Consider the following 23,682-nt stretch of genomic DNA (forward strand, 5'->3'; position numbering starts at 1 on the left):
CACTCATGCTGACGCAGAGCGCTCCGCACCGCTAAAGCGAAAGAGTGCAGGCTTTCGGTAGCCCTGTAGTTGGCAAGCCAACCACGGACCTCTAGGCTGGTTTATAGCAGCCCCAAGTTTGGCAATCATGTTGGCCCCATTCCAGTCCGCATCCCCTTCCCATCCACAGTGCCCACACTTAAACTGCTTCCCACTGCGATTTTGCTACGCAACGCTATTGCTACGCAACGCTGACGCGAAGACGCGACAGGATTGCGCAGGGTCGGGATGGATGTGCAAACACTTGTGACAGGTCTGCGAGGTATAAGCAGGCGGAACAAGGATCAGAGAAACCCCTGCAACTCTCGCCTTGTATTCCAGAAACTGGCGTAGTTGGTAGAACGCCCAACTGTTGGCCCTGCGCCGCTCGGCTTTGCTGCGGGGTTGTTGGTTGATACGCTCCCGTATCCCTGTCAAGTCCTCTAAAGCAATAGCGCTATTTGTGGCCTTTGCCCTAGAAACAATAGCTTTAGAGATGCGATGATTGACCCACGTTTTTGCTACGCAACGCTGACGCGACTGAAAGCGTCTCTCCTTGCCAGACAGCCGTTGCAACAGTTCTCTGCATCTGCGCCGCGAACTGCGTGTGCCCTTACTGGCTTTGCGTTGGAGTACCGCCCTCAACCGGGAGTAGTGGTCTCGGACTCTGTTCAACTGCTGTCCATTCCAGTTGTCCCCCTCTGACGTATGGGCAATATCTGTCCTTCCCAAGTCCACGCCTACCACCTGAGCGGTGTTCTGCTGTTCCGGTAACTTTGCTTCCACGCAAATCTGGATGGAGTAGGAACCGTCTTTGCGCTTGACCAGAGTGGCCGTTCGCGTCAGCGGACCGGAGGTCTTTTTGGGATTGGAGCCTGCCAACTGTTCTCTCTGGTAATGACCAATCGCCAGCTCAAAGCGTTCTCGACCCTCCACCGTGGTGTTCGCGTTAGCGTCGCGTAGCGACAGCGACACCGTCCAGTCTTTCTCGCGAAACGAAAAGATACGAGCGTCGTAGGTAGCGAAGCCACCCTTGTTCGCGTTAGCGTCGCGTAGCGACAACGCTTTGACCGGGCGGTTTTTCTGTTGTGCCACCTTGCGAGCAGACGCTACCCGTCTGCATATCTGTTGGTCGCGTAAGCGGGACGTAGTCCTTGCCAAATTACTGGACAAGCCGAAACGGGCACGGATTTCGTAGTAGCACAGGGATTGGAGTTTCAGTGGGTTGACGACTTTCTCGGGTGTGTTTTGGTTGACCCAGTTCAAGACTTGGCCGTTCGCGTTAGCGTCGCGTAGCGACAAAGCATCCAATGTCTCGTCCAATTTGGCGGCTTGCGACTGGGACACCTTGAGCTTGCAAGAAACGGTCAGGACTTGGGTCATAGCCTTATTGCATTTTACTCACATTCCTCCCGACCCTTGCCCTGTGGGCAGAGAGCGGGGCTCCTGCGGTTTCTAGCTGACGGGCCAGCCAGGCGGTCAACTCTTCCGATCGCGCCAGCGGGACGTAGTCCTTGCTGCTGAAGTCCAACAGAGCTTCCCCCAGCGCCTCCAGTTGTGACGTTGACAAAGCCCAAATCCTATTCTCAAGGGCCGGCTCAAGAGATCCCAACTTCCGCCTGAGCAGCCGCAAAACCAGCGTTGCTTCCCCGTGTTGCAATCCTTGTTGTAGCCCTTGTTGCAGGCCCAGTTGTAGTCCTTCTCTGCGTCCTTCTTTGCGCCCTTCTTCCAGCCCCTCTCGCAGAGCTTCTGCCCGCCACTCTTGGTAGATCACCGATTCCCTCATATCCAAAGACCTCATGATTTGTCGAATCAAACCCCGATCCAATGCTAGTCCCGCCAAGACGGCTGTTGCGGCTGCCAATTCCCTTCTCTCACTGGGGTCTGCCAAGCTCTCTAGCTCACTGACCACCTCTCGCAAGGTTTCTGCTGGATCTTCCACCTGGCTTAGAACCCGAAACGGTAGCAGGGCTTGCCGATCCGCTCCGGCCCTCAAATCGCATTCCCACAGGCGGACAACATCAAACTCATGGCTCAGCCTCTCTAGACGAAAAGAGGTCTGGAAAACTCGCTCCGACCCCGTTTTGCGCAAGTCAATCGCGTTAGCGGTGCGGAGCACCTTGACCACCTGCTGCACCGATAGGTGAGGATACCTCCGATAGAGTCGGAGCCGAGCCACTTCTCCCATTAGCCAGCGGGCAAACTGCTCTGGGAAACGCTCGGCCAGATATTTGCAGACGTTGTCATAGGCCATGTCGAGGTGGATCCCTGGAATTAGCGACCGCCCACGGTAATGGAATCCACCTTGATGTGAGGCTGCCCGACGGTGACGTAAATGCTGCCACTTACAGAGCCACAGAACCCAGCTGCCAAGCTGAGGTCCTTAGAACACATGGAAATTTTGGTCAAGATGTCTTTGGCTTCTCCGATCAGAGTGGCTCCCTTGAGGGGTTTGGTAATCTTGCCGTTTTCGATGAGATAGGCTTCTTCGACGGCGAAGTTAAATTGCCCAGTGGGGCCGACGCTCCCTCCCCCCATACGCTTGCAGTAAATGCCTTTGTCGATAGAAGCAAAAAGATCGTCCAACTCTGCATCTCCAGGGGCGATGTAAGTGTTGCGCATACGGCTGGCGGGGGCAAAGGTGTAGTTTTGGCGGCGACCGCTGCCGGTGCGAGGGTGGCCGGTGCGCATTGAGCCAGCCCGATCCGCCAAGAAGTTTTTCAAAATGCCCTTCTCGATCAGCAGAGTGCGCTGGACGGGCATGCCCTCGTCGTCCACATCCAGGCTGCCAAAGGCCCCTTCAGAGAGACCTTCATCCCAGGCGGTAAGGTTTTTGTGGGCAATTTTCTGGCCTTTTTTGTCGGCAAAGGGAGTGGTTTTGCGCTCAATCTGGGTGGTTTCCAACAAGTGGCCGCAGGCTTCGTGGAAGATAACGCCGCCAAAAGCGTTGGACATCACAATCGGGTAGGTGCCGGATTCCACGTAGTCGGCATAGAGCATCTGGCCGGCAGCTTCTGCCAGTTCCCGGCTATGGGCCTCCAGATCCCAACGGCGCAGAAAGTCGGGATCCCCCGTACCGCCGGAGCGTTGACTGACAGAGGCGCGATGGGATCCATCGGCACAGAGCAGCGTAGAGCTCACGGATTGGGTGAGGCGCACATCCCGCACAAAGGTGCCATCGCTGCAGGCCACCAGAATCTCTTGCCAATCGCGGAAATAGGTGGTGCGGCGGGACTGCACATGGCGGGCTTGGCGACCCAGTTGCTCGTTGGCTTTGAGCAGGATCTCCCCCATCTCCGCAATGGGGCTACATTCCTTCAACCAGCCATCTTTGCGGCGACGCTCGCCGTAGTCCTGCAGCATCTCCAGGTTGATGGCAGAGACCAGCGCTGTGGGGCCAGGAGGGGTGAAGCCCATCAGCGAAAGGCCCTTCTCCAGAGCAGCCTTGAGACCGGCAAAGGACAGATCGTTGGTGCTGACGTAGCAGTCGGCCAAGCCGCGAAACACCCGCACGCCGGCCCCGGTGGAGAGCCGTGGGGTGATGCTGGTGATGGCGTCATCTTCGGCCAGGCAACTGATGGAATTGCCCCGTTCTAGAAAAATCTCCACCAAATCGGCACCGGCAGCGCGCCCCCAGCCCAACAGGGCAGAGAGGGGATCCCGCCAATCCTCGTCGAAGCGCTGTAGAGTATGACGGTAGTTCAGGTTGGGCAGTTCTTTGGACAAAAGCAGCATGGCAGGCTCAGGGAGTAGAGACGAGCTAAGGCCGGCGCAAGTTTTCGTTTTCTCAGTTTAACAAGGAGTAAAGGTTCTCCCCTGCCGGCAGGTTGGCCTTGAGCTTGACAAGGGCGGGGGAGCAATCGAAGATCGCTGCACAAGGAAACCTCGACTTGCAATGGCTGCCAAGAAAAAACCGCCGGAGCTTCAGCCCAGCCTGTTTGACGATCCCATCGAGCCGCCAGCCCCGGCGGAGGAGACACTCCCCCAGTGGGATCAGATCCCCCTGTCGGCCCAGGTGTCCATCCCCCCCGGCACTTACAGGGATTTGGAGCAACTGAAGCAGCATTGTTTGGTATGCCAGCGCTGCGACTTGGCAGCCAGCCGTACCCATGTGGTGGTGCATCGGGGCAACCCCAAGGCAAGGATTTTAATCATCGGAGAGGGGCCAGGGGAAAGCGAAGACCTGCAGGGGCTGCCTTTTGTGGGCAAGTCGGGACAATTGCTGGATAAAATCCTGGCTTCGGTGGGGCTGGATCCCGAGCAGGACACCTACATCTGTAATGTGGTCAAGTGCCGCCCCCCTAACAACCGCGTGCCCACCCAGGAGGAGATGGACGCCTGCCGTCCCTATCTGTTGGAGCAGATTCGCCTGGTGGATCCCTGGATTATTCTGCTCACGGGGGCCACCTCGGTGCGCTCCCTTTTGGGCGAGAAGCGAGGGATCACCAAGATCCGCGGGGAATGGATCCAGTGGCAGGGGCGCTGGTGTATGCCCATCTTTCACCCGGCTTATCTGCTGCGCAACCCAGACCGCACCCCCGGCAGCCCCAAGTGGTTGATGTGGCAGGATATTCAGGCGGTGAAGCAAAAGTATCTGGAACTCACCGGCACAGCACCGCCCCAGCCCAACTTTTGAGCCCATTTCCCCAAGCGCCCCTCCTCCCAAAGGAGAGCAAGGGATCCCTACCTTGGCTGATCCCCAGGTTTGAACCCAGTCAAGAGGCCAAAGCGAAGCAAGCGGGTGGCATAAGCCTGACGCATCAGGCCCAGCCCCAGCGCCCCGCGAACGGTAACCCAGCCGCTGCGCAGCAAAGCCCAGATCCAGCGCCAGTCGCGGGCAGAAGCGATCACCTCATCCCAGAAAGGGGCCACTCGCTCCGACCAGTCGGCGCTGCGCACCTGCTCAAAGCCCACCTGTTGGGCCAGAGCCTCGTAGCTGGAGAGGCTGATCACATAGGGCAGGCAGTACACCTCGTAGATTTTCTGCAAAAGCTGTTGATCCTGCCGACTCAGGGATCCCTCGCGGTGGCACCAGGTTACCACCATCAACTGCCCGCCCGGTTGCAAGACCCGCCAGCATTCGGCCAGAAACTGCCGCTTATCCGGCATGTGCTCGCCGCTTTCCAGAGACCACACCAGATCAAAGGTGTTGTCTGCAAAGGGCATCTCCAGGGCATCGGCCACCTGAAATCGCACCTTGTTGCTCAGGCCGGCCTCTCGGGCGCGCTCCGTAGCCCGCTTGGCTTGGACGGGGCTGAGGGTAATGCCCGTAACCTGTGCCCCAAAGCGCCGGGCTAACTCCAAGCTGCTTCCCCCAATGCCACAGCCAAGATCAAGAATGTGCTGGGGAGGGCAGGGATCCCCGATCTGGCCCCACTGGATAACCCTGTCGATCAAGTCAATCTGAGCTTGGCGGCAATCCTTACCGGTTTGGCCCGGCTCGTAATAGCCATGGTGCATGTGCTCCCCCCACACCCGCTCCCAGAGGCCGGAGGAGGCATCGTAGAAGTGGCGAATGCGTTGGTTGAGGGTGGAGGTCATGGCAACAGATCTCCATGGCTTTTTTATTTTGGATCCTCTCGCCCGGTGAAATCTGATGGGGAACCCTTGTAACCCAACTCGCGCCAGCCGGACGGAGCCATAGTAACAGACCCTTTCCGGGCTCACCTTGGAGCAGAAAGCGATCCCAGCGCCCAAACCAACCGCTGCACAGCACTCAAGAGCACCAGAATTGCCATCAGCCCAAACAAGCCCACCATGTACTCCGGGAAAAGGAAAAACAAACCGTAGAAAAAGATGGTTTCACTGCCCTCGATAAGCCCCGACGGCATACTTAAGCTGGTCACTTCATCCAGGGATCCCGCCCCGACAGTGCCATCCGTCCTTGTTGCTCCGCAACGCTGTCGCGAACGCCGTTTTTCCAACAGCCCTGCCAAATACATCCAGGAGCAAAGGTTGATGTAAAAGCTGGCCAGCATCAGAGCCAGAGAAGCATAGCCCAGCAGGGATCCCTGGTGAAAGGCCAGCCCCAGGGGAACGACTGCGTAGACCACCACGTCCAGCAGCATATCCAGGTAGCCCCCCAGATCGCTTTGCCGTCCCTGCAGACGAGCCAACGTGCCGTCCAGCCCGTCCATAAACCGGTTCAGCAACCACAGGCCCAGCCCCCACCCGTAGGCCCCGTAAGCTGCCGCTGTCCCAGAGGCCAGGCCCATGGCAAACCCCGACAGGGTAATGGCTAGGGGATGCACCTGTTGGAGAGGGGTTTGCAGCACTGGAGCCAACAGCCGCTCCTTCCACTGCCTAAGCACCTTATCCAGCAAGAAACACTCCTTTCTTATTGCTCTGCAACGCTGTTGCCGATGATCACCACCGGCTGGGATCCCACAAAACCTCTGGATTCAATTTTCTTGCTCCGCACCGCCAACGCGATGGAAATCATCATCCCAGAATCATCCCAGATGATGAGAATGCTACTGAAGGGAGGTCAGAGCAAAGTGCTGTGCCTACGGCAAAGGAACCGCACCGCTGTTGCGAATGAAGCGGATACCTACGCGGAGTATGTTTGCTCTGGCCCCTTTCCTCTACCGGAAGTGCTGCGGCAAGCCTAGGCTGGGACAAAGCCTGTGGGTAAACTAAAGGTTAGGCTGGGTAGCCTATCGCCTGGCGGACTGTGTGCTCCTTAACTCGGTGTTCGCGGCACCTTTTTCTCCCTCAACTCCAACATACCTACGAGCGAGTCCATGAGCGAGACCCCCACTTCCCCAGCAGAAGCGTTCGCGGCACCAGAGCCGGCCATTGCCATCACCGGCCTGACCAAAACCTATCGCACAGGATTTTGGCTGAACAAGGTGGTCAGCCCCCTCAAAGATTTTTCTCTGACTGTGGCCCGCGGAGAAACCTTTGGGCTGCTGGGGCCCAACGGGGCCGGGAAAACCACCACCATCAAATGCCTACTGGGCATTGTGGAGCCCACCCGCGGCAGCGGCACTTTGCTGGGCAAACCCCTGGGGGATCGCTCCATCAAGCAACAGGTGGGATATTTGCCGGAGAACCCCTATTTTTACGATTACTTGACGGCATGGGAGTTTCTCCAGTTTGCCGGCAAGGTGTTTGGTCTGCCCAATAGCCTGTTGAAGGAGCGGATCCCGCAACTGCTGGAGCTGGTGGGGCTTTCTATAGATACGGCCCGCAAAAAACAACTGCGCACCTACTCCAAGGGCATGCTGCAGCGCACTGGCATGGCCCAAGCGCTGATCAACGACCCAGAGCTGGTGTTTCTGGATGAGCCGATGTCGGGGTTGGATCCGATGGGCCGCTATCAAATGCGCGAGATCATTCTGTCCCTCAAGCAGCAGGGCAAAACGGTGTTTTTCAACAGCCATATCCTGGCGGATGTGGAAGTTATCTGCAACCGAGTCGGCCTGATCATCGGCGGCAAATTGGTGCATCAGGGAACTTTGGATGACTTGCTGGGAGAGAGCAAAAGCTATCGGGTACAGGGGCACGGTGGCGCCGTCGAACAGTTCCGCGACCGCCTAGAGCACTTCTCGATTCAGGGATCCCATTGGTCGGGGGAATGGAGTGGATCCCTACCAGAGTTGCTGAGCCTTTTGAACCAAGCGGGGGCACTGGTCACCGACTTGCATTGGCAACGGCAATCCCTAGAAGAATTCTTTGTGGAGCAAGTGCGGGCCATTGAGGGGGATCATCCGGTCTCTGCGTAGACTAGCCGCTGGCGTTGGAGAGAGCAAGGCGGAGTCCTCATGTGCCCCGAGCCTTTCCCACTAGGGAACCACTGCTAGCCGGCGGCAATGACGGATCGGTAGTAGTTCTCCAACTGTTGGGTGGCTGCCGACCAACTCCAGCGTTCTGCCTCTTGGCGGGCTTGCTGTCGGAAGAGCTGCCGCTGCCCGACGCTGCTCAGGAGTTGCTGGGTAACCTGGACAAAGTCGCTATCCGAATTGGGATCGAACAGAAAGCCATTGCGCCCACTGTCCACCACATCGGTAATGCCACCGCAGCGGGGGGCGATCACCGGACAACCGGCAGCCATGGCTTCCAACAGAACCAGCCCCAAGGTCTCGGTGCGGGAGGGGAACACGAACAAATCCGCCGAAGCAAAGGCCGCTGCCAGAGACTCCCCCTGCAGATAGCCCGTAAACACCACATCGTAGCCGGCAAAATGTTGCTCCAGGGATCCCCGCTCTGGCCCATCTCCCACAATAGCCAAGCGGGCTTGGGGGATCTGCTCCAACAAGACCCGGATCCGCCCTACTTCCTTCTCAGCCGAAAGCCGTCCCACGTAGAGCAAGAGAGGCCGTTCCGGTTGCCCCGCCGTGAGCCGAGCCCGCATTTCTGAACTGGCCGCCTGGGGATGAAACAACTCCGTGTCCACTCCTCGCTGCCACAGCTGCACCCGCTCAATGCCGTGGGCGCTCAGCTCCTGCATCATGGCCGTTGAGGTGCAAAGATTGACCCGCGCCAAATTGTGCCCCAGCTTCAGGAGATTCCACAAAACCCCCTCCAGAAAGCCCAGCCCATAATGCTGCAGATACTTCGGCAGATGGGTATGGTAGGAGGCCACCAGCGGGATCCCCATCGTCTGGCTGTAGTAGAGGCCCCCCAATCCCAAAACTGCCGGGTTCACCACGTGGATCACATCCGGTCGGAAACGGCTGAGCAACTTACCGATGGCCGGGCCAGGGGCGGCCAGCTTCAACTCTGGATACAGAGGCAGCGGCATCCCCGGGATCCCGTAGACCCGTGCCCGTGCAAACCGCCGGGGGGCTCCCCGGGGCGCGACGATGAGCACCGAGTTGCCTCGAGCGGTTAGGTGACGCACCGTGTGGCAGAGGCGGGTAACGATGCCATCCACCTTGGGCAGAAACGTCTCCGTAAATAGGGCTATGCGCATCAGGGATCCCAAGCCTACTGTTATTGCTCCGCAACGCTGCTGCGACCGCGCCACTCGGACGGAGCCCTCAAAGACTCTAGAATGAGTGTTGCACAAAACGGCAACGCTGCTACGACCTCCGTCAGCAGACTCAAGTACCTCATTCCACCGGTGCAGAGTAGGGCATCGGCTCAGGTTCGGTGAAAGTCTGCAACTGGCTTTGGCCCAGCGTGTCTGCGGCGGTTTTGCTGATCAACAGTAAGGTCGCCGCCAGGGCCAGCCCAATAACATCCCGCCACATGCTCCACTCCTCAACTCCTCACTCCTCTTGCCCATTACTGTAGCGGCGGTTTTCTCGACTGGGCAGTGATGGAGGACGGATTTTTACATAACACGAACCACTGCCAAAATTGCGGCTTTGCCCCCCGCCGGCTAGTCCCGGAACGTCAGCTGCAAGCTGGTTATCAGCAGCACCAAAGAAGAGACCGCCATCACCCCTCCCCAAAACCAGTAGGGCAAGAACAAGTTTTGGGCAATCTGGCTGGAATCGGAGTGGATCACCTGCCCGTTGATCACAGCAGAGGCCGTAAATAAGTAGTCAAGCTGGTGGTAGGTGCTCACACAGGCCTGCACCCCCAAAAATTGTGCAGCGAAGCCCCGCAACCAAGGGGAAGCCCAGCAGCCCACCGCCAAGATCCCCAGCCCAATAGCCGGGATCAGCAACAGGCCAAATAGAGAGCGCACCCAGAGCACCGCCGACAGCAACAGCAGGGATCCCAAAGCCAACAACCCCAACTGGGCCGTACCTTGACGACGAGAAGCCAGGATAAAAACCGCCCCGGCCATTGGGGGCCCCATTGGCCCACCGGCGGCCACCAAAGCTCGACCCACCGGCCCCAAAAACAAGTGCCCACTGTGAAAGGCCAACCCCGACCCGTCGGGATAGATCTCCAGACGATGAAACTCCCCACCCAACAGCACTGCCGTCAAGCCGTGGCCCATCTCATGAAACCAGGTGGCCAGAATCGTAAAGGGGTAGAGGATATAGTTGCCCCAGGGGAGCTGCCAGAGCAAGACCGTCAGACCTGCAGCAGCCACCAACCAAACCAAGCTGTGCCGGCCAGGTTTCTCGGAAGGGGAGGGAGGCAGCTCAAACTGAGTCATAGAGCAGCAGTGGGTAGACAGAAAAAAGCCTAAAACGCCTCGTCTTCTTAGACGACTGCCGGCAGAGGAGAGTTCCAAGCCAACCCCGAGAAAATCCAGAAAAACATATGTCTCAAACCAGTTTGCAATGGATGTAGGTCAGGTAGGCTGAAAAAGACTCTGAGGGATCCCTGGCGATGGCCACCTTCCTGCGGGATTGGAGCTATCAATTTCCTTGGCTTTACCGCAGCATCAGTCGCGGGGCTGCCCTGGCAGTGGGCGGATATGAGCGGTTGCGGAGATTGCCCATGCAAGGGATCCAGATTCATCCCCAGGAGCGGGTGTTGGATCTCTGCTGTGGCCCAGCTGAAGTAACCCCACTGTTGGCGGAGCTGAGCCAGCAGGTGGTGGGCCTGGATGCTTCCCCCAAAGCTCTAGCGGCAGCCCGCAAACGCCTTCCCCAGGTGGAGTTTGTGGAGGCCTTTGCCCAAGATATGCCCTTTCCCAATGCCAGCTTTGATTGGGTGCATACCAGCTTAGCCCTGCACGAATTGTCCTTCGCAGATTTGGAGCAGGTGCTGCGGGAAGTGTGGCGGGTGCTCAAGCCGGGGGGAGGACTCTTGATCCTGGATCTGCACGCGCCTCGGCAACCCCTGATCTGGCCTGGTCTGGCCCTCTTTTTGGCCCTGTTTGAAACCGAGACCGCCTGGGAGCTACTCAAGCTGGACTTGCCCGAGCATTTGCAGCAGCAGGGTTGGCAATCCATCCGGCAGACCCTCCACGCTGGGGGAGCTCTGCAGGTTATCCAGGCGCGAAAGCCTGCCGCCTGAGCTGCACCCCTGAGAGCGGCAGTCAGCCCTGGTGCCAAAAGGGAGTGCCGAGGACAGGCGTACTGGGCTGAGCTGTTTCCTGAGGGATCATGGCCCCGGCCAGGTAGGCTCGGCGGCCTGAGCGCACCGCTTCTGCAAAGGCCTCGGCCATGGCCACCGGATCCCGGGCCAAAGCCACTGCCGTGTTTAGCAGCACCCCGTCGAAGCCCCACTCCATCACCTGGCAGGCATGGGAGGGCAGGCCCAAGCCGGCATCCACGATCAGCGGCGCCTCGATCCGCTCCCGCAGCAGGCGCAAGTTGTAGGGGTTGAGAGGGCCTTTGCCGGTGCCGATGGGGGCCGCCCAGGGCATCACCACCTCACAGCCAGCATCCAAAAGCCGCTGGCAGAGCACCAGGTCGTCGGTGCTATAGGGCAGCACCTTAAAGCCGCGCCGGACCAGCTCAGCAGCAGCAGTGGGCAGTTGCACGGGATCCGGCTGCAGCGTGTAGTCATCCCCGATCAACTCCAGCTTGATCCAGTCGGTGCCGAACACCTCCCGCGCCATCTCCGCCGTTGTGATCACCTCCTGCACGCTGTGGCAGCCGGCGGTGTTGGGCAGAACTGGGATCCCCATCTTCTGCAACAGAGCCCAGAACCTCTGGGAAGTTTCTGGCCCCAGTGCCCCTTGCCGCCGCAGAGAAACCGTCAACAAACAGGGCTGCGCGCGCGCCACCGCCTGCTCCAAAATGGCCGGCGAAGGGTAGCGAGCCGTACCCAACATCAGGCGGCTGGGCAACGGTTGGCCGTAGAGAACCAAAGGATCCTCATCGGCCAGAGTTGAGGGAGAGCAATGGAGAAGGGTGGACATGGCTGAGGCAGATAGAAAAGCGGACTTGAGCGCTAGCCGCCGGCAACCGGAGTGACGATCTCCACCTGGTCGCCTTCTTGCAGACGGGTTTGCTCATGCTGCGCACGTGGCACAAACTTCAGATTAACCGCTACCGCGAAAGGGCCGCTGGCCCCCACCTGAGCCACTGCCTCGGCCAAAGTGGTGCCTTCCGGCAAATCGTAAGGCTTTTGGTTGATCAAGACACGCATGGCGACAGGGACTCACCGGAAAGAGGGGCAGCCTGCACCTGAAAGGGGATCCCAAGCTGCTGGGCCAAGCGACAACTACCCTGGTGGAGATACTCCAAGACAGCATCGTGGATGGCCGGGGAGATCAGAAAGCCATGGCGATAGAGGCCGTTGATCTGCAACAGGCGAGGTGAGCGCTCCACCACGGCTGGCAGGTTATCCGCCAAGGTGGGACGACATTGGCTGCCCAATTCCAGGATACGCGCTTCTGCAAAGGCAGGATGTACGGCGTAGGCGGCGCTGAGCAACTCCAAAGCCGAGCGAACGCTCACCGGCGAGCGATCCTCAGATTCGATTTCAGTGGCCCCCACCACAAACACCTGACCCGGCTTGGGAGCGATGTAGATCGGGTAGCGAGGATGCAACAGCCGGGTTGGGCGCCGCAAAGAGACTTCCGGGGCATACAGGCGCACCACCTCACCCCGAACTCCGCGCAGCAGTTTTTGCCCGCCCCATTCTTTTTGGGATCCCAGGCCGCGGCAATCCAAAACCCAGCCTCCGGTTTGCTGCTGCCAGGCTTGGGCCTGCTTCAGATCCCAGGGGCAACCCCACTCCACCTCCACCTCGTGCTGCCGCAGCTTGGCCAGCAGAGCCGACAACAGTTGGCGGTTGTCCAGTTGGCCCTCTTGGGGAAGATACAGGCCCTGCGCAAATCGCCCGGCTACCGACGGCTCCAGCTCGGCCAGAGCCTGAGCATCCAGAGGCTGGGGCTTAGGGAGAGCGGGAAGGCGCTCCACCACAGCGGCCAGCAGGGACGAGAAACGTCTGGCTTCCCCGGCATCTTGGCGGTGCCAGAGGATCAGAGTGCCTTCTTGCTGAAAGAAAACCGGCTGCGGCAAGCTGGCCAAAAGAGAGGGCCAACGAGAAAGGGCGTAGTATCCCTGGGCCACCACACTGGCTTCGGCGATGGCAGACTCGGCTAGGGGAGCCAGCATAGCAGCGGCAAAATGGGCAGCACTGCTCTCAACAGCAGCAGCAGGAGCCGCCTCCACAATGCGGACGGGATGCCCAACCTCGACAAGGCTGGCGGCCAACAAACGCCCCATCAGCCCAGCCCCGAGGACAAGGATGGGATCCCGCTGCGCTGCCCAAGGCAAAGTGATCCCTGCTGCGTCAGCGGCGGGGAATGAGCCCGTCAGACTGGCTGCCGGATTTGTCAGAGAAGAGGAGGGTGAAAGGGTCAAAGTGCCCTGCGCTGCTGACACAATGGATTCCATACTGGATCCCATGATAGGCTTTCCAGCTCGGCGATGAATCTGCTCCCACCTGTGCCTGCATTTGTTGATGGAGTGCTGGGCCAAGCTTCGCTGGAACGCCTTTTCACTTGGAGCTTTTTGTTTGATCTCGCTGTTGGTCTCCGGGATCCGTCTGGGGGTGCCGGTGTTGCTGGCGGTGTTGGGGGAGGTGATCACGCAGTGTTCTGGCATTCTCAATTAAACCGGAATGAAACATTTCCCTCTAGCCCCCTTCTCCCTCTGAGAGAAGGAATGGGGGTGAGGGCAGTGGCGCGGAGCGTTTAGGGGGTGTCTCAATCTAGTTTGAAATGACTATAGTTCCCCTCTCCCTTGGTGGAAGAGGGGCTGGGGGCGAGGGGGGATCCCTTGGGCTGAGAAGCGCCAAGGGTGGAAGTCCGTCAGGCAGTGTAGTAGGCAGTGCCTTTATTGACGAAGTCCAGTGTGTAGGCAGCCCGGTAGTTGATGGTTGGCTCAAATACGCCGGCCACCGTCATGCTGTCGAAGAAGTCTTGCCAGCGTTTGTCGGTCATGGCGCCAATGCCTTTTTCCAACGCATCGCCGGACAAGATGATGCCGTACTCCTGCAATTTCTCGAAGCTGTAGGCCAACTGGGCATCGGTCATCTCCGGGTTGTCCTGCTTGATCAAGCGATAGGCCGGACGGGGATCCTCCAAGAAGCTGTACCAGCCTTTGATAGAGGCATCCACGAATCGCTCCACCAAGTCGGGCTTGGTGTCCACCAGTTGGCGACGGGTTTCGATGGTGGTGGCATAGGGTTTGTAGCCCAAATCCGCCAGGAGGAAGACCACCGGCTCAAATCCCCCTTCCCGTTGGATGGCAAAAGGCTCGGATGTCAGATAGCCTTGCTGAGCTGAGCTGGGATCCGCCAAAAAGGGGCCGGGGTTGAAGTTGTAGGGACGAACCTGATCGTCGGTGAAGCCAAAGCGGGCCTTTAGGTAGGGCCAGTAGGTGGCAAGCCCCCCTTTCGAGACGAAAATGGGCCGGCCCTTGAGCTCTTCAAAGCGCTGGGTGCCGGGGTGGGTCATGATGATCTGCGGGTCTTTCTGGAAAATGGCTGCCACACACACCAAAGGGATCCCTTCTCGCACAGCATTGATCACCCCTGTGCTTCCCCCCATGGCAAACTCGGCAGCTCCACCGGCCAAAACTTGGGTGATGTTGATGCCAGGGCCACCCATCTTGATGGTCACATCCAGGCCATGCTCGCGGTAGATGCCGGTCGCCACCGCCTGATAAAAGCCGCCGTGTTCCGCCTGGGCATACCAGTTGGTAGCATAGGAAACGCGATCCAGGCCGGATCCCTGAGCCACGATCAGGGTGGGAGAGGGTTTGCGCTGAGCTTGGGCACCCCCTGCAGCCAACAGACCGCCCCCAAGGGCTGCGGCTCCCACTTTGAGAAGCTGACGGCGGCTCAGAGCCTTGGTGTTCGAGTCAGAGGGTTGAGACGAAGCCATAATCCATTCTCCCTAAGCTAATCCTTGCAAGGTGTGAGGGGGCCAAAGATGCAGGTACAGCCTATTGAGGGGCTACGGATACGGTTGTAAACCTACTTGTTCTAAACCTCATCGGAGTCAAGCCTCAGAAACACGATGTTTTGTATCCCTTAAGTTTTGTATCCCTTAATTTGTGAACAGGCTGTAACTTGCGACACCCCATTAAGCCAGAAACCCTTGGGCAGAGCGGTATCTCCGGCTACCGGCACTTGCAGACGAGAGCCGTTGGCGTTCGGTTCCATCGGCGGGAGGCCAAGCTGCCCTGGGGCCAGCACCTCAGTTCGCAAATGGCAAGAGGAACAAAACTCGAAACCAGCCTTGCCCTGGTCTATCCCAAACCTGTAGCCACCGAACATGACCGGCGCTCGAAGTAACCTGCAGATCTCATTCTGCCGCAATCTTGCTGGGTCAAAGAGCCCCACCCCTTGAGCATTTGCCGGAGCTGTTGGCAATTTATCCCCGGTCGGGATGGAGTTGCGGCCAATTGGAGAGCTTGCTTTCTAGAGCTTGCTTTCTGCTAAGGCAACCCGCTATGCTACCGCCCAGATTGAGGCATTCTCCCGTGGCAAGTCAGCAGCTTCGTGTCTATGTCCCCCCTCACCCGCTCATTAAGCACTGGCTAACCGTGGCTCGGGATGCGGAGACGCCCATGCCCCTGTTTCGCACGGCCATGTCGGAGCTGGGCCGCTGGCTAACCTATGAGGCGATGCGGGAGTGGATCCCCACCCAGACCGTTCAGGTGCAAACCCCTTTGGAACCCGTTGCCGCGGAGGTCATCGCGCCGGATACCCTGCTGGGCATTGTGCCTGTATTGCGAGCCGGTTTGGCGATGTTAGAGGGTTGTCAAGCCCTTTTGCCCCAGGCGCGGATCTTTCACATTGGCATGGTGCGGGATGAGGAAACGCTGCAGGCCAGTTGCTACCTCAATCGCCTTCCAGAGCGGATCCCTGAGCAGATGCGCATTCTCATTCCCGAGCCGATGTTGGCCACCGGGGGCACGCTGCTGTGGGTTTTGGATGAGCTGAAAAAGCGGGGGGCGGATCCCAGCTTGGTTAGAATTGTCAGCGCATTGGCAGCGCCCCCAGGGTTACAGCGGTTGGGATCCCACTACCCGATGGTGCAAATCTTCTGCGCCATGATTGACGAGCGGCTGAACGATCGAGGATTTATCTTGCCCGGGCTGGGGGATGCAGGGGATCGCGCCTTCGGCACAGAGAACTAGCCACTGACCCACTCAATCTGTCTGTCTTCTCTGCTGCTGGTTTTTGAGCCAAGATCTTCGGCAACACACGCATTCTGTAGTGCTCAATCGAGCTTTTACCACTTCTGGCGCACGGATTGCCCATTCACCCAGATGCTTTGAGGGAGAGCATTTGGGGCTAATCCCCCTCAGGTTGGTCAAGCTATTGGATCATAGGTACTGTAGGACGCTTCAGCTGGTCGCGCTACTTGCAATTCTGACGGGGCCAGCGCCTTTCCCTTTCCTGCACCTATGCGACTTGTCCTTACCAGTTTAGATGGCAGCTTGCTGGATCTAGAGTTCAACAGCTATGGTGCTGCCCGACAAGCCTTGGCTGCCCTAGAGCGCCGCTCCATTCCCTTGGTGCTCTACAGCCTGCGCACCCGCGCTCAACTGGAACATGTGCGGCGGCAGTTGCGCCTGGAGCATCCGTTCATCTGTGAGGATGGCTCTGCCGTTTACGTTCCCGAGCATTACTTCCCGGCGGGCATCCTAGACGAGCAGTGGCAACACCGACCGCCCTACTACGTGTATGCTTTGGGTCTGCCCTATTCTCGCCTGCGCAGCATCCTGCAACAGGTGCGTCAAGATTTCCACTTGGACTTGATCGGGTTTGGGGATTGGACTGCCTCTGAACTGGCCGCTGCCACTGGGATCCCTTTGGAAGAGGCGGAGCGGGCGCAGCAGCGAGAGTACAGCGAGATTTTCAGCTATTCCGGGGATCCCGAAACCCTGCGGGAAGCTTTTGCCCAGCAAGAAGCCAACCTCACCCAACATCTGCTGCGGGTGCGTCAGCTTCACTTCTCTAGCCTGCCGCAATGGTATCTGACCGGATGGATGCAGCCAACGATGGCCGCAGAACCCAATTGGTTACCGGGGGAACAGGCGGTGCAGCGGCTGCTGGATTGCTACCAACGGCATCTGGGCCCTATCAAAGCTTTGGGCATTGGGTGTTCCCCGCCAGATGTGGCCTTTTTGCGATGGTCGGAACAAAAAGTGGTGCTTCCCAGCCCCATTGCGGATAGTCTCTGGAGTGAGGCCCTGCCTCAATGGCAATTGGCTCAGCTCCCCGGCCCAGAGGGGTGGAATGAAGTGGTGTTGATGTGGTTGGAGGAAACAGATCATGGTGATGAATAGGCAGCAGATTGGTCGTCAGGCTGTACCCTTAGGCCTGAAAACGGTGGGGTGCCTGCTGAGCTTGGCGGTGGCCATGCCTGCCCACGCGCAACCGCCCATGACCCTACTGACAGGGGAGCCAACGGTCGCCCAACTGAAGGAAGACGGAGCCCGCTATCTGCAGATGGGCTTCCATACCTTGGCCATCAACGCCTACCGGAGCGCGATTGAACTGGAAGAAAAAACCTTGGTGCTGCCCAGCGAACGGGATCCCGACGTGCCTTTCAACCTCGGCTTGATCTATGCCCGTCAAGGCAAGCTGGCGGAGGCCCGCGCCGCCTTTCAGCGCTCGGTGGAGGTGGATCCCAGTGGCTTTAAGGCTCGCTATCAACTGGCCTTGGTGGATCTCAAGCTGGGGAACCTGGTCGCTGCCAAAGAGCAGCTCACCCTCTTGGCCCATGCCGCCAGCAACCATCCCGAAACCCACAGCCATATTCAAGCTCTGCTGGCCACTCTGGAGTCTGTTCCCTTGCCCGGCCAACAAGGGGAGAACCCGGCTCGCCCTCCAGCCGTTGAGTCAGAAGCCGCCAAGCTTTTGCTCGAACCTCAGAAAACAGAAACAGCCGCCCTGCCAACTGCGACTGAAAAGAAAGGGCCAGAGGAAGAGAAACCCCTCTCACTTCTGCAGCGGCTCCGCCAACAGGAGCGGGACTAGTTCTCTCTCGGCCCAGACTGACAACCCATGAAGGCATGTAGCTGGATGCCAGGGATCCCGTCACCGGGCCTTGGGCTAGGCTCGCCCCTTTTTGGGATCCGACTGAGAATCCTCGGGCTGGGGCCCTTTGGTGGTGAACACCGTGGTGAACATCATCAGCATGCCTCCCCCCAAGATCAGCAGGGCTAATCCGCCAAACATCCAATTCATCCAAGCTTGAACTTCCATGGGGGAGCTCTCCAGAATACGAGAATCCATTGGGCAGTTTTATCCTACATCTGGAGAAGCGGTGCCCAGCAGCTATTGATTGGCTCGGTAAAGCAACCCCAGCCCTACGGCGGCACAGATCAAGTTGGGCAACCAAGCCGCCATTGCCGGCCCCAGCGTCCCAATTTGTCCCAGCGCCTGGGTGATGAACAGCAGCACATAGAAGGCAAAGATAATCAGCACACTGATGCCCAACCCCAAAGAGGAACCGGTGCGCTGCGGGCGCAGCCCCAAAGGCACCCCAATCAGGGTAAACGCCAGACACGCGAAAGGAATGGCATACTTTTGGTTGAGGCTGACCTGCAGACGGCGCACCCGTTGCAGATCTCCAGAACTGGCGATCACCTCGATGTAATGCTTCAGCTCCCGAATGTTCATTTCCTCAGGGCTGCGAATCTCCTGAGCCAGCTCCAGCGGCGCGCGAGGCAGACGCAACTCCTGCCGGCTGAAGGTGGCAATGTTGCTGTAGGTGCCATCAGGAGAAACGATGTAGTTGGTGCCATCCTCAAACACCCAAAGATTCTCTTGGGGATCCCAGCGCCCCCGCTGGGCCAGCAGAATTTGGTTGAGCGCCTCGTTGGAAAAATCCAGGACGATAATGCCGCGCATTTGCTTTCCATCGAAGCTGCGGGCGTAGAACTGACGGGTTAGCCCTTGTCGCCGGGAAAAGGTGCCGTCCGGCTCAGGCATGAGGATCTCGCCAAATTCTTGGTAGAGGATATTCTCCCGCCGGAAGTCCGGATCCCGATTTAAAGCTCGGTTCAAAGTCGTGGCTGCCTGGCGATTGCTCACCGGAACCACCAGCTCATTGAACAGAAACGTTAACGTCGTCACCAGCAAGCTGAGGACGAGGGCAGGCACCATGAGGCGGTAAAGGCTCACCCCGCAGCCGCGCAGGGCTGCGATCTCGTTGTCGGCAGACAAGCGCCCATAGGCCAGCAACGTCGCCAGCAACATGGACATCGGGAACGTCAGGACGATGATCCCCGGCGCCCGCAACACAAACACCTGTAACGCCGCCGAAAGCGACAGACCCGCTTCCACCACCAGGCGCACCAGCTCAAACAGGGATCCCACCGCCATCACCAAGGTTGTGAAAGCTCCCACCCCAAAGAGAAACGGCAGCAGCATCTCCGAGAGGACATAGCGATCCATCAGGCCCACCGCGCAAACGAGGGAGAGCCTGTGGTCAGGCCGCTCGCGGGAACGGGCAGGAGGGAGAGAATGAAGTTTCACGCAACCCAAGGAAGTAGTAGGCAGGACAGCCGAAGGCTGTTAACGACTCTAGACCGGAACACTGGGCAATGAAAGGCTATCGCCTTCCTTTCTCAACCTAACCCGCCTATGATCGACCCCAAGTAAGCTCAGGCATAGAATTGGGCCGGGTTTGTCTTGGGAAGACTTTCGACATGGTTTCCTCCTCTTCCCCCTCCTGCAATCTTAGGAGTTTGCTGGAGCGGCTCCTGGAGCTGCGGCAGCAGGTTGTAGAGGGATCCCAGAAATACTTGGCCGCTTGGGGCTGCCTTACGAGCCCTCCTGCGGCCATCCACAACCTGGCGCGCTACCTGGCGCTGCGCCAACAGGATCTGCGCAGCTTGCAACTGGAGCTGGCGGCTGCGGGGCTGTCCTCGCTGGGGCGCTGTGAGTCGCGGGTTCTGGAGAGCCTGGATGCGGTGATTGCTATTTTGGCAGCCACCCAGGGTTTGACCCATACGGCACCCAGCTATGAAGAGTTTTACGCCGGGGATACGGCACTAGAGCAGCACCAGCACAAGAAAAGCCAACGCCTGCGAGCTCTGTACTGATACATTTACGCTGAACACTGCTGAGCATTGCTGCTCAACGATGAAGCGATAGCATTCTGTCCGTTTCCGCTCGCGTCAGCGGGACGGAGTCCGTTCGCGTTAGCGGGCCGGAGGCCGAACAGAAAGGCGGTATCCCGCAAAGCCCTGAGCATGACGCCCAGAGCGCCTTGCCAGTCTCGTGGTAGCCTATGGTTGCACTTGGGGCATGTGAACACTTTTGCGCCACCTAATTTAGTGTGGATGTGCCCACACCTGGTACAGGTTTTACTGGTGTACGCTTCCGATACTTCCACGACAACCACGTTTTTCTTTTTGGCTTGAAACTTCAGGAACTGCTTGAACCGATAGTGCGCCCAGGTGAGCATCGCCCTTGCCGTCTTGCTACCAAACTTCCTCCCTGCCTTGGCAACCATCTTGGCTGACTCGAAAGTGGGGAGGAATATCAATCGGTAGTTATCCGTTAGGAACGCCGCTACCTTGCGATGGCACTCGTCCACCAAGTTCCTGATTCTCTCCCGCAGACGAAACGCCGCTTGCCGCATCCGTCTGCGCTTGAGTCTCGGTGCTTTGCTCAGCCTAGACTGCAGATCGTCTAGGTGGTAGCACAGCCGAACGATTCTGCCAAAGTCCCCCTTGGCAATATCTACAAAGCCTGCCCCATCAAACCCTGTAAAGAAACTTCTTACTCCAGGGTCAAGCGCAACCACCCCCTTTGCTAACGAACACTGCTCGTTCACGGGCTCAGGAAAGATGGCATACCATCTGTCTTTCACCCGCATTAGCTCAGTTCCACGTGCCCATTCTCTGGGCATCTCCTCGGATGCACGAAACGCCAAACCTCGGGTGAGTTTCGGATACCACGTTCCATTGCGAAAGTTGCCGGCGTTGAACTGCAGCGTATGCGACCTGTCTCGCACACTGCGAAACCTCGCGTCTTTGCTTCGGCGAAACGCCAACCACGCCTCGACGACCGCGTTCTGCTTGATGTGGCAGGGGGCGTCCTTCACCCACCCGGGCAGGTCGGAGCGCAGGATGATGTCCCGCAGCTTTCTGGCTGTTTTTGGGGCACCATGCTGACGCTGATAGGCAATCGCTTGGTTGTAGCAGTACCGGCACGCCGCTTGCCACCGCTTCCAAACTTTAGCCAGCGCTGGCTCCGGATAAATCCGTATCTTTCTCGATTGCAGCCCGGTATTTTCTGAGTCCGTAGAGCCGACTGCTGAAGCAGTGCAGGATGGTGAGGATATCCTCAACCAGTTCCTGTTGGGGAGAAAGGTGATCGTCATCGAGAACCAAGATTTCGCATCCGTATTGACGGCAGTACCACTCAACGAGCTCAAATCCAAACCGGCAGAGTCGATCCCGGTGAGCGACCACAATTGTTCCGACATCTCCCGCACGAACTCGTTCCAATAAGGCAAGGAACTTTGGTCTTTTGAAGTTGAGACCGCCGCCAACCTCTCCGACCACTTCGGCTCCAGGATAGAGGCTAACCAGCCTTGCAATCTGTCTCTCCAAGTCTGGCTTTTGCCCTCGGCTGCTGACTCGGGCGTACAAAACGACTCGTTTGACTTTTCTTGGCGTTTTGATGTAGCTGTCGAGGTCATACCTTCTCGCCCTACCGGATGGTGTGCGTATTGCCTTGATCCAACCTTTCTGCTCCCATCGCCTCAAAGTGTGGAGACACACCCCGAAATAATCCGCCGCTTCTCTCGGTTTTACATACCTAGCCATACCAAGCAGCCATACTGAACATACTGTACATTATTTTCAGTATAGTCCAGTATATCATTGACTAGAGTCACGCTCCTGGAGGTGACCTGGAGCTGCCCTAGAGACGGAACTTCTCCCCCAGGTAATACTTGCGCACCAAGGGATCCGCCGCCAGCTCCGCCGCCGTGCCCTTGGCCAAAATGGCCCCGTCGTTGAGGATATAGGCCCGGTCGGTGATCTCCAGCGTCTCCCGCACGTTGTGGTCAGTAATCAAAACACCGATGCCCCGTTGCTTGAGCTTGGCCACCACCTCCTGAATATCCGCCACCGCGATGGGATCCACCCCCGCAAAGGGCTCATCCAGCAGCAGAAATTTCGGCCCGTGGATCCCAGCGGCCAAGGCACGGGCGATCTCCGCTCGGCGACGCTCCCCCCCCGATACCTGCAGGCCCAGGCTGTGGGCCACGTGGGCGATGCGAAACTCCTCCAGCAGTTGGTTGAGCCGCTGCTGCCAGAGGCGGCGAGGCACCCCCGTTTGCTCCATGATCAGCAGCAGGTTGTCTTGGATGCTGAGGCGACGAAAAATACTCGGCTCCTGGGCCAGGTAGCCGATCCCCAATTGGGCCCGGCGATGCATGGGCAGGTGGGTGATGTCTTGGTCATCCAACCAGACATGGCCTCGGTTCGGCTGGATCAGGCCGGTCATAATGTAGAACGTGGTGGTTTTCCCCGCCCCATTGGGGCCCAGGAGCCCCACGATTTCCCCCTGCTGAATGTTCAGGCTAACGTCGCTCACCACCTCACGGCGGCCATAGCGCTTACAGATGTTTTCTAAGTAGATCTGCATAGGGCCGGCACAGGGCTGCTGATCAATGCTTACTGATTCTGTAGGGCTGATTCTCTCCAACCGACAGGGATCCCGGCTGCCGCAGCGCATAGGCTACTTCCTCAAAGATGCCCCAAACCCCGCCCACAATCCAGGGGAGTGTAGGCAAAGTGGATCCCTCTCAAGCCAACCGGAGGGATCCTTAATGGGGTTCTCATATAGCTCACGGCAACTGCTCGCCCCCCTCAAAATGGGATCATTTCACTAGGGGATCCCTGGCCTTCCCATGCTTCGCTGCCCAGCTTGCTACTGGCTCAACTCCAACTCCGATTATCGCTGTCGTCGCTGTGGGCACTTTTTGCGCCATCGCCCGCTTCCTGTTGCCGAGAAACTCAACCCAAGAAGGCCAACAACCAGCCCTGCCGGCTGGCGGGAAATCCGCTGGGATCGCGTCCTGACTTCCTCGGCAATACTCGGGGTTTTGGTGGGGTTGGGGCAACTGTCTTGGCATTGGGTGCAGCCGCTGCTCAAAGATCCACCCCTTCCCAGTGTTGGCAACGGCCCGGCAGCTTCGGGACGATAGGACTCCAAACGTCATCCCGCCCTGAGAGAGCCTGCTATCAGGTGGGCCAGACAGACCTGCGGAGTGGCCGAAGCCAGAAGATGCCACTATCATGTGACCAGCGCAGAACCATCCCCCTCTGCTGTGTCCCTTCACGTAAACCTTCAAAATTGTGAGGCTTGGTAACCATGAACCTCAATCTCAAAGTTCCCGCCATTTGGGCACTACTGGCCACGGCAGCCTTGGCTTCCTCTGCCGCAGCCACAACCTACAACTCTTGTTTTATGCGCTACCTCATGGCTTCCCGCACCTGTCCCAACTGCCGCCTGGGATCCATTGAGCTGAGCAATCTGGATTTGGCGGAGGCCAATTTCAGCGGTTCCGATCTCATCGAGGCCAATCTGGAGCGCACCATCTTGACGGGCGCCGATCTCAGCCAGTCTTACCTGGTGGGGGCCAATTTGCGGCGAGCTCAATTGGGGGGAGCCAACCTGAGTGGCGCTTACCTGGAGGGGGCAGACTTGCGGGGGGCCAACCTGCGGGGGGCCGATCTCTCTTCTGCATCCCTGTACGGCGCCGACTTGCGGGGGGCCGATCTACGCGACGCCAACCTGGTTGGGGCTGACCTGCGCTTTGCTCGCACCTGGGGCGCACGCCTGCAGGGTGCCGTTCGGGAATAGTGC

General features: G+C 58.6%; 26 protein-coding genes and 1 pseudogene. 9 read left to right on the forward strand and 18 right to left on the reverse strand.

Going from position 1 to position 23,682, the window contains the following annotated elements:
- Positions 1–3: 3 nt before the first annotated feature.
- From ACVW0C_RS02280 to ACVW0C_RS02290, 3 genes and pseudogenes are all read right to left on the reverse strand, one after another.
- Positions 4–1,401 (reverse strand): annotated as a pseudogene (locus ACVW0C_RS02280) (RNA-guided endonuclease InsQ/TnpB family protein).
- A gap of 4 nt (positions 1,402–1,405) precedes the next feature.
- Positions 1,406–2,272 carry a DUF4351 domain-containing protein gene (locus ACVW0C_RS02285; RefSeq protein ID WP_457384202.1) on the reverse strand — a complete coding sequence of 289 codons (867 nt, stop codon included), beginning with the start codon at positions 2,270–2,272 and terminating at the stop codon, positions 1,406–1,408.
- A 20-nt stretch (positions 2,273–2,292) separates the two neighbouring features.
- Positions 2,293–3,753 (reverse strand): TldD/PmbA family protein, encoded by a 1,461-nt coding sequence (locus ACVW0C_RS02290; protein WP_457384203.1) that lies wholly within the window; start codon positions 3,751–3,753, stop codon positions 2,293–2,295.
- A 160-nt stretch (positions 3,754–3,913) separates the two neighbouring features.
- On the opposite strand from ACVW0C_RS02290, the gene ACVW0C_RS02295 reads away from it, so the two are divergent.
- A complete protein-coding gene (locus ACVW0C_RS02295) occupies positions 3,914–4,654 on the forward strand; it encodes a uracil-DNA glycosylase (RefSeq protein WP_457384204.1) in 741 nt (246 codons plus the stop codon).
- A gap of 47 nt (positions 4,655–4,701) precedes the next feature.
- Here ACVW0C_RS02295 and ACVW0C_RS02300 read toward each other — a convergent pair whose 3' ends face one another.
- Positions 4,702–5,559 (reverse strand): methyltransferase domain-containing protein, encoded by an 858-nt coding sequence (locus ACVW0C_RS02300; RefSeq protein WP_457384205.1) that lies wholly within the window; start codon positions 5,557–5,559, stop codon positions 4,702–4,704.
- Positions 5,560–5,681: 122 nt separating this feature from the next.
- Positions 5,682–6,341, reverse strand: a complete 660-nt coding sequence (locus ACVW0C_RS02305; RefSeq protein ID WP_457384206.1) for a CDP-alcohol phosphatidyltransferase family protein — start codon at positions 6,339–6,341, stop codon at positions 5,682–5,684.
- Between the two features lie 420 nt (positions 6,342–6,761).
- Here ACVW0C_RS02305 and ACVW0C_RS02310 point away from each other — a divergent pair, with 420 nt between their 5' ends.
- A complete protein-coding gene (locus tag ACVW0C_RS02310) occupies positions 6,762–7,745 on the forward strand; it encodes an ABC transporter ATP-binding protein (protein ID WP_457384207.1) in 984 nt (327 codons plus the stop codon).
- A gap of 74 nt (positions 7,746–7,819) precedes the next feature.
- Here the strand turns inward: ACVW0C_RS02310 and ACVW0C_RS02315 are convergent, their stop codons facing one another.
- From ACVW0C_RS02315 to ACVW0C_RS02325, 3 genes are all read right to left on the reverse strand, one after another.
- Positions 7,820–8,935, reverse strand: a complete 1,116-nt coding sequence (locus ACVW0C_RS02315; protein ID WP_457384208.1) for a glycosyltransferase family 4 protein — start codon at positions 8,933–8,935, stop codon at positions 7,820–7,822.
- A 139-nt stretch (positions 8,936–9,074) separates the two neighbouring features.
- Positions 9,075–9,215: a hypothetical protein gene (locus ACVW0C_RS02320; protein ID WP_457384209.1), complete on the reverse strand. Its 141-nt coding sequence runs from the start codon at positions 9,213–9,215 to the stop codon at positions 9,075–9,077.
- A gap of 131 nt (positions 9,216–9,346) precedes the next feature.
- Entirely contained in the window at positions 9,347–10,078 is a 732-nt protein-coding gene (locus tag ACVW0C_RS02325) for a M50 family metallopeptidase (RefSeq protein WP_414344389.1), read from the reverse strand.
- 176 nt (positions 10,079–10,254) lie between these two features.
- On the opposite strand from ACVW0C_RS02325, the gene ACVW0C_RS02330 reads away from it, so the two are divergent.
- On the forward strand, positions 10,255–10,887 hold the full coding sequence (locus ACVW0C_RS02330) for a class I SAM-dependent methyltransferase (protein WP_414416753.1): 633 nt from the start codon (positions 10,255–10,257) through the stop codon (positions 10,885–10,887).
- Between the two features lie 22 nt (positions 10,888–10,909).
- Here ACVW0C_RS02330 and ACVW0C_RS02335 read toward each other — a convergent pair whose 3' ends face one another.
- The 4 genes from ACVW0C_RS02335 to ACVW0C_RS02350 form a co-directional block, all read right to left on the reverse strand.
- Complete coding sequence (locus ACVW0C_RS02335) at positions 10,910–11,737, reverse strand: thiazole synthase (protein WP_041436737.1); 828 nt, start codon at positions 11,735–11,737, stop codon at positions 10,910–10,912.
- A gap of 32 nt (positions 11,738–11,769) precedes the next feature.
- Positions 11,770–11,967: a sulfur carrier protein ThiS gene (gene thiS / locus ACVW0C_RS02340; RefSeq protein WP_414328933.1), complete on the reverse strand. Its 198-nt coding sequence runs from the start codon at positions 11,965–11,967 to the stop codon at positions 11,770–11,772.
- Entirely contained in the window at positions 11,955–13,103 is a 1,149-nt protein-coding gene (locus ACVW0C_RS02345) for an FAD-dependent oxidoreductase (protein ID WP_457384273.1), read from the reverse strand. The genes thiS and ACVW0C_RS02345 overlap by 13 nt, the downstream gene beginning before the upstream one ends.
- A 536-nt stretch (positions 13,104–13,639) precedes the next feature.
- Positions 13,640–14,716, reverse strand: coding sequence for an ABC transporter substrate-binding protein (locus ACVW0C_RS02350; protein ID WP_457384210.1), 1,077 nt, complete (start codon positions 14,714–14,716; stop codon positions 13,640–13,642).
- A 571-nt stretch (positions 14,717–15,287) separates the two neighbouring features.
- Between ACVW0C_RS02350 and upp the strand changes: the two genes are divergently transcribed.
- The 3 genes from upp to ACVW0C_RS02365 all read left to right on the forward strand — a co-directional run bounded on the left by upp (position 15,288) and on the right by ACVW0C_RS02365 (position 17,826).
- Entirely contained in the window at positions 15,288–15,977 is a 690-nt protein-coding gene (upp, locus tag ACVW0C_RS02355; protein ID WP_011433955.1) for a uracil phosphoribosyltransferase, read from the forward strand.
- A 270-nt stretch (positions 15,978–16,247) separates the two neighbouring features.
- A complete protein-coding gene (locus ACVW0C_RS02360) occupies positions 16,248–17,132 on the forward strand; it encodes a hypothetical protein (protein ID WP_457384211.1) in 885 nt (294 codons plus the stop codon).
- Positions 17,119–17,826, forward strand: a complete 708-nt coding sequence (locus tag ACVW0C_RS02365) for a tetratricopeptide repeat protein (RefSeq protein ID WP_414383967.1) — start codon at positions 17,119–17,121, stop codon at positions 17,824–17,826. Before ACVW0C_RS02360 ends, ACVW0C_RS02365 begins: the two co-directional genes overlap by 14 nt.
- Positions 17,827–17,901: 75 nt before the next feature.
- Here ACVW0C_RS02365 and ACVW0C_RS02370 read toward each other — a convergent pair whose 3' ends face one another.
- Both ACVW0C_RS02370 and ACVW0C_RS02375 read right to left on the reverse strand, forming a co-directional pair.
- Entirely contained in the window at positions 17,902–18,054 is a 153-nt protein-coding gene (locus ACVW0C_RS02370; RefSeq protein WP_457384212.1) for a hypothetical protein, read from the reverse strand.
- A 72-nt stretch (positions 18,055–18,126) separates the two neighbouring features.
- The gene (locus ACVW0C_RS02375; RefSeq protein ID WP_457384213.1) at positions 18,127–19,248 is read right to left on the reverse strand and encodes an LptF/LptG family permease; all 1,122 of its coding nucleotides are present in this window, start codon (positions 19,246–19,248) and stop codon (positions 18,127–18,129) included.
- Positions 19,249–19,502: 254 nt separating this feature from the next.
- On the opposite strand from ACVW0C_RS02375, the gene ACVW0C_RS02380 reads away from it, so the two are divergent.
- Positions 19,503–19,898, forward strand: a complete 396-nt coding sequence (locus tag ACVW0C_RS02380) for a hypothetical protein (RefSeq protein ID WP_457384214.1) — start codon at positions 19,503–19,505, stop codon at positions 19,896–19,898.
- 5 nt (positions 19,899–19,903) lie between these two features.
- Here ACVW0C_RS02380 and ACVW0C_RS02385 read toward each other — a convergent pair whose 3' ends face one another.
- The 4 genes from ACVW0C_RS02385 to ACVW0C_RS02400 form a co-directional block, all read right to left on the reverse strand.
- Positions 19,904–21,151 carry an RNA-guided endonuclease InsQ/TnpB family protein gene (locus ACVW0C_RS02385; protein ID WP_457384215.1) on the reverse strand — a complete coding sequence of 416 codons (1,248 nt, stop codon included), beginning with the start codon at positions 21,149–21,151 and terminating at the stop codon, positions 19,904–19,906.
- Complete coding sequence (locus ACVW0C_RS02390; RefSeq protein WP_457384216.1) at positions 21,039–21,632, reverse strand: IS607 family transposase; 594 nt, start codon at positions 21,630–21,632, stop codon at positions 21,039–21,041. The genes ACVW0C_RS02385 and ACVW0C_RS02390 overlap by 113 nt, the downstream gene beginning before the upstream one ends.
- Before the next feature lie 97 nt (positions 21,633–21,729).
- Entirely contained in the window at positions 21,730–22,458 is a 729-nt protein-coding gene (gene lptB, locus ACVW0C_RS02395; RefSeq protein WP_011433949.1) for an LPS export ABC transporter ATP-binding protein, read from the reverse strand.
- A gap of 22 nt (positions 22,459–22,480) precedes the next feature.
- Complete coding sequence (locus ACVW0C_RS02400; RefSeq protein WP_457384217.1) at positions 22,481–22,606, reverse strand: hypothetical protein; 126 nt, start codon at positions 22,604–22,606, stop codon at positions 22,481–22,483.
- Between the two features lie 117 nt (positions 22,607–22,723).
- Here ACVW0C_RS02400 and ACVW0C_RS02405 point away from each other — a divergent pair, with 117 nt between their 5' ends.
- Positions 22,724–23,020 carry a hypothetical protein gene (locus ACVW0C_RS02405; RefSeq protein WP_011433947.1) on the forward strand — a complete coding sequence of 99 codons (297 nt, stop codon included), beginning with the start codon at positions 22,724–22,726 and terminating at the stop codon, positions 23,018–23,020.
- Between the two features lie 167 nt (positions 23,021–23,187).
- Positions 23,188–23,679, forward strand: coding sequence for a pentapeptide repeat-containing protein (locus ACVW0C_RS02410; RefSeq protein ID WP_041436730.1), 492 nt, complete (start codon positions 23,188–23,190; stop codon positions 23,677–23,679).
- The last annotated feature ends 3 nt before the right edge of the window (positions 23,680–23,682 follow it).

Source organism: Thermostichus sp. OS-CIW-26 (genome assembly GCF_054058395.1).

Coding starts and splice junctions, on each gene's coding strand:
- ACVW0C_RS02285 (WP_457384202.1), bottom strand. CDS start 2,272: ATGGCCTATGACAACGTCTGCAAATATCTGGCCGAGCGTTTCCCAGAG.
- ACVW0C_RS02290 (WP_457384203.1), bottom strand. CDS start 3,753: ATGCTGCTTTTGTCCAAAGAACTGCCCAACCTGAACTACCGTCATACT.
- ACVW0C_RS02295 (WP_457384204.1), top strand. CDS start 3,914: ATGGCTGCCAAGAAAAAACCGCCGGAGCTTCAGCCCAGCCTGTTTGAC.
- ACVW0C_RS02300 (WP_457384205.1), bottom strand. CDS start 5,559: ATGACCTCCACCCTCAACCAACGCATTCGCCACTTCTACGATGCCTCC.
- ACVW0C_RS02310 (WP_457384207.1), top strand. CDS start 6,762: ATGAGCGAGACCCCCACTTCCCCAGCAGAAGCGTTCGCGGCACCAGAG.
- ACVW0C_RS02315 (WP_457384208.1), bottom strand. CDS start 8,935: ATGCGCATAGCCCTATTTACGGAGACGTTTCTGCCCAAGGTGGATGGC.
- ACVW0C_RS02320 (WP_457384209.1), bottom strand. CDS start 9,215: ATGTGGCGGGATGTTATTGGGCTGGCCCTGGCGGCGACCTTACTGTTG.
- ACVW0C_RS02325 (WP_414344389.1), bottom strand. CDS start 10,078: ATGACTCAGTTTGAGCTGCCTCCCTCCCCTTCCGAGAAACCTGGCCGG.
- ACVW0C_RS02330 (WP_414416753.1), top strand. CDS start 10,255: ATGGCCACCTTCCTGCGGGATTGGAGCTATCAATTTCCTTGGCTTTAC.
- ACVW0C_RS02335 (WP_041436737.1), bottom strand. CDS start 11,737: ATGTCCACCCTTCTCCATTGCTCTCCCTCAACTCTGGCCGATGAGGAT.
- thiS (WP_414328933.1), bottom strand. CDS start 11,967: ATGCGTGTCTTGATCAACCAAAAGCCTTACGATTTGCCGGAAGGCACC.
- ACVW0C_RS02350 (WP_457384210.1), bottom strand. CDS start 14,716: ATGGCTTCGTCTCAACCCTCTGACTCGAACACCAAGGCTCTGAGCCGC.
- upp (WP_011433955.1), top strand. CDS start 15,288: ATGCTACCGCCCAGATTGAGGCATTCTCCCGTGGCAAGTCAGCAGCTT.
- ACVW0C_RS02360 (WP_457384211.1), top strand. CDS start 16,248: ATGCGACTTGTCCTTACCAGTTTAGATGGCAGCTTGCTGGATCTAGAG.
- ACVW0C_RS02365 (WP_414383967.1), top strand. CDS start 17,119: ATGGTGATGAATAGGCAGCAGATTGGTCGTCAGGCTGTACCCTTAGGC.
- ACVW0C_RS02370 (WP_457384212.1), bottom strand. CDS start 18,054: ATGGAAGTTCAAGCTTGGATGAATTGGATGTTTGGCGGATTAGCCCTG.
- ACVW0C_RS02375 (WP_457384213.1), bottom strand. CDS start 19,248: ATGGATCGCTATGTCCTCTCGGAGATGCTGCTGCCGTTTCTCTTTGGG.
- ACVW0C_RS02380 (WP_457384214.1), top strand. CDS start 19,503: ATGGTTTCCTCCTCTTCCCCCTCCTGCAATCTTAGGAGTTTGCTGGAG.
- ACVW0C_RS02390 (WP_457384216.1), bottom strand. CDS start 21,632: ATGGCTAGGTATGTAAAACCGAGAGAAGCGGCGGATTATTTCGGGGTG.
- lptB (WP_011433949.1), bottom strand. CDS start 22,458: ATGCAGATCTACTTAGAAAACATCTGTAAGCGCTATGGCCGCCGTGAG.
- ACVW0C_RS02405 (WP_011433947.1), top strand. CDS start 22,724: ATGCTTCGCTGCCCAGCTTGCTACTGGCTCAACTCCAACTCCGATTAT.
- ACVW0C_RS02410 (WP_041436730.1), top strand. CDS start 23,188: ATGAACCTCAATCTCAAAGTTCCCGCCATTTGGGCACTACTGGCCACG.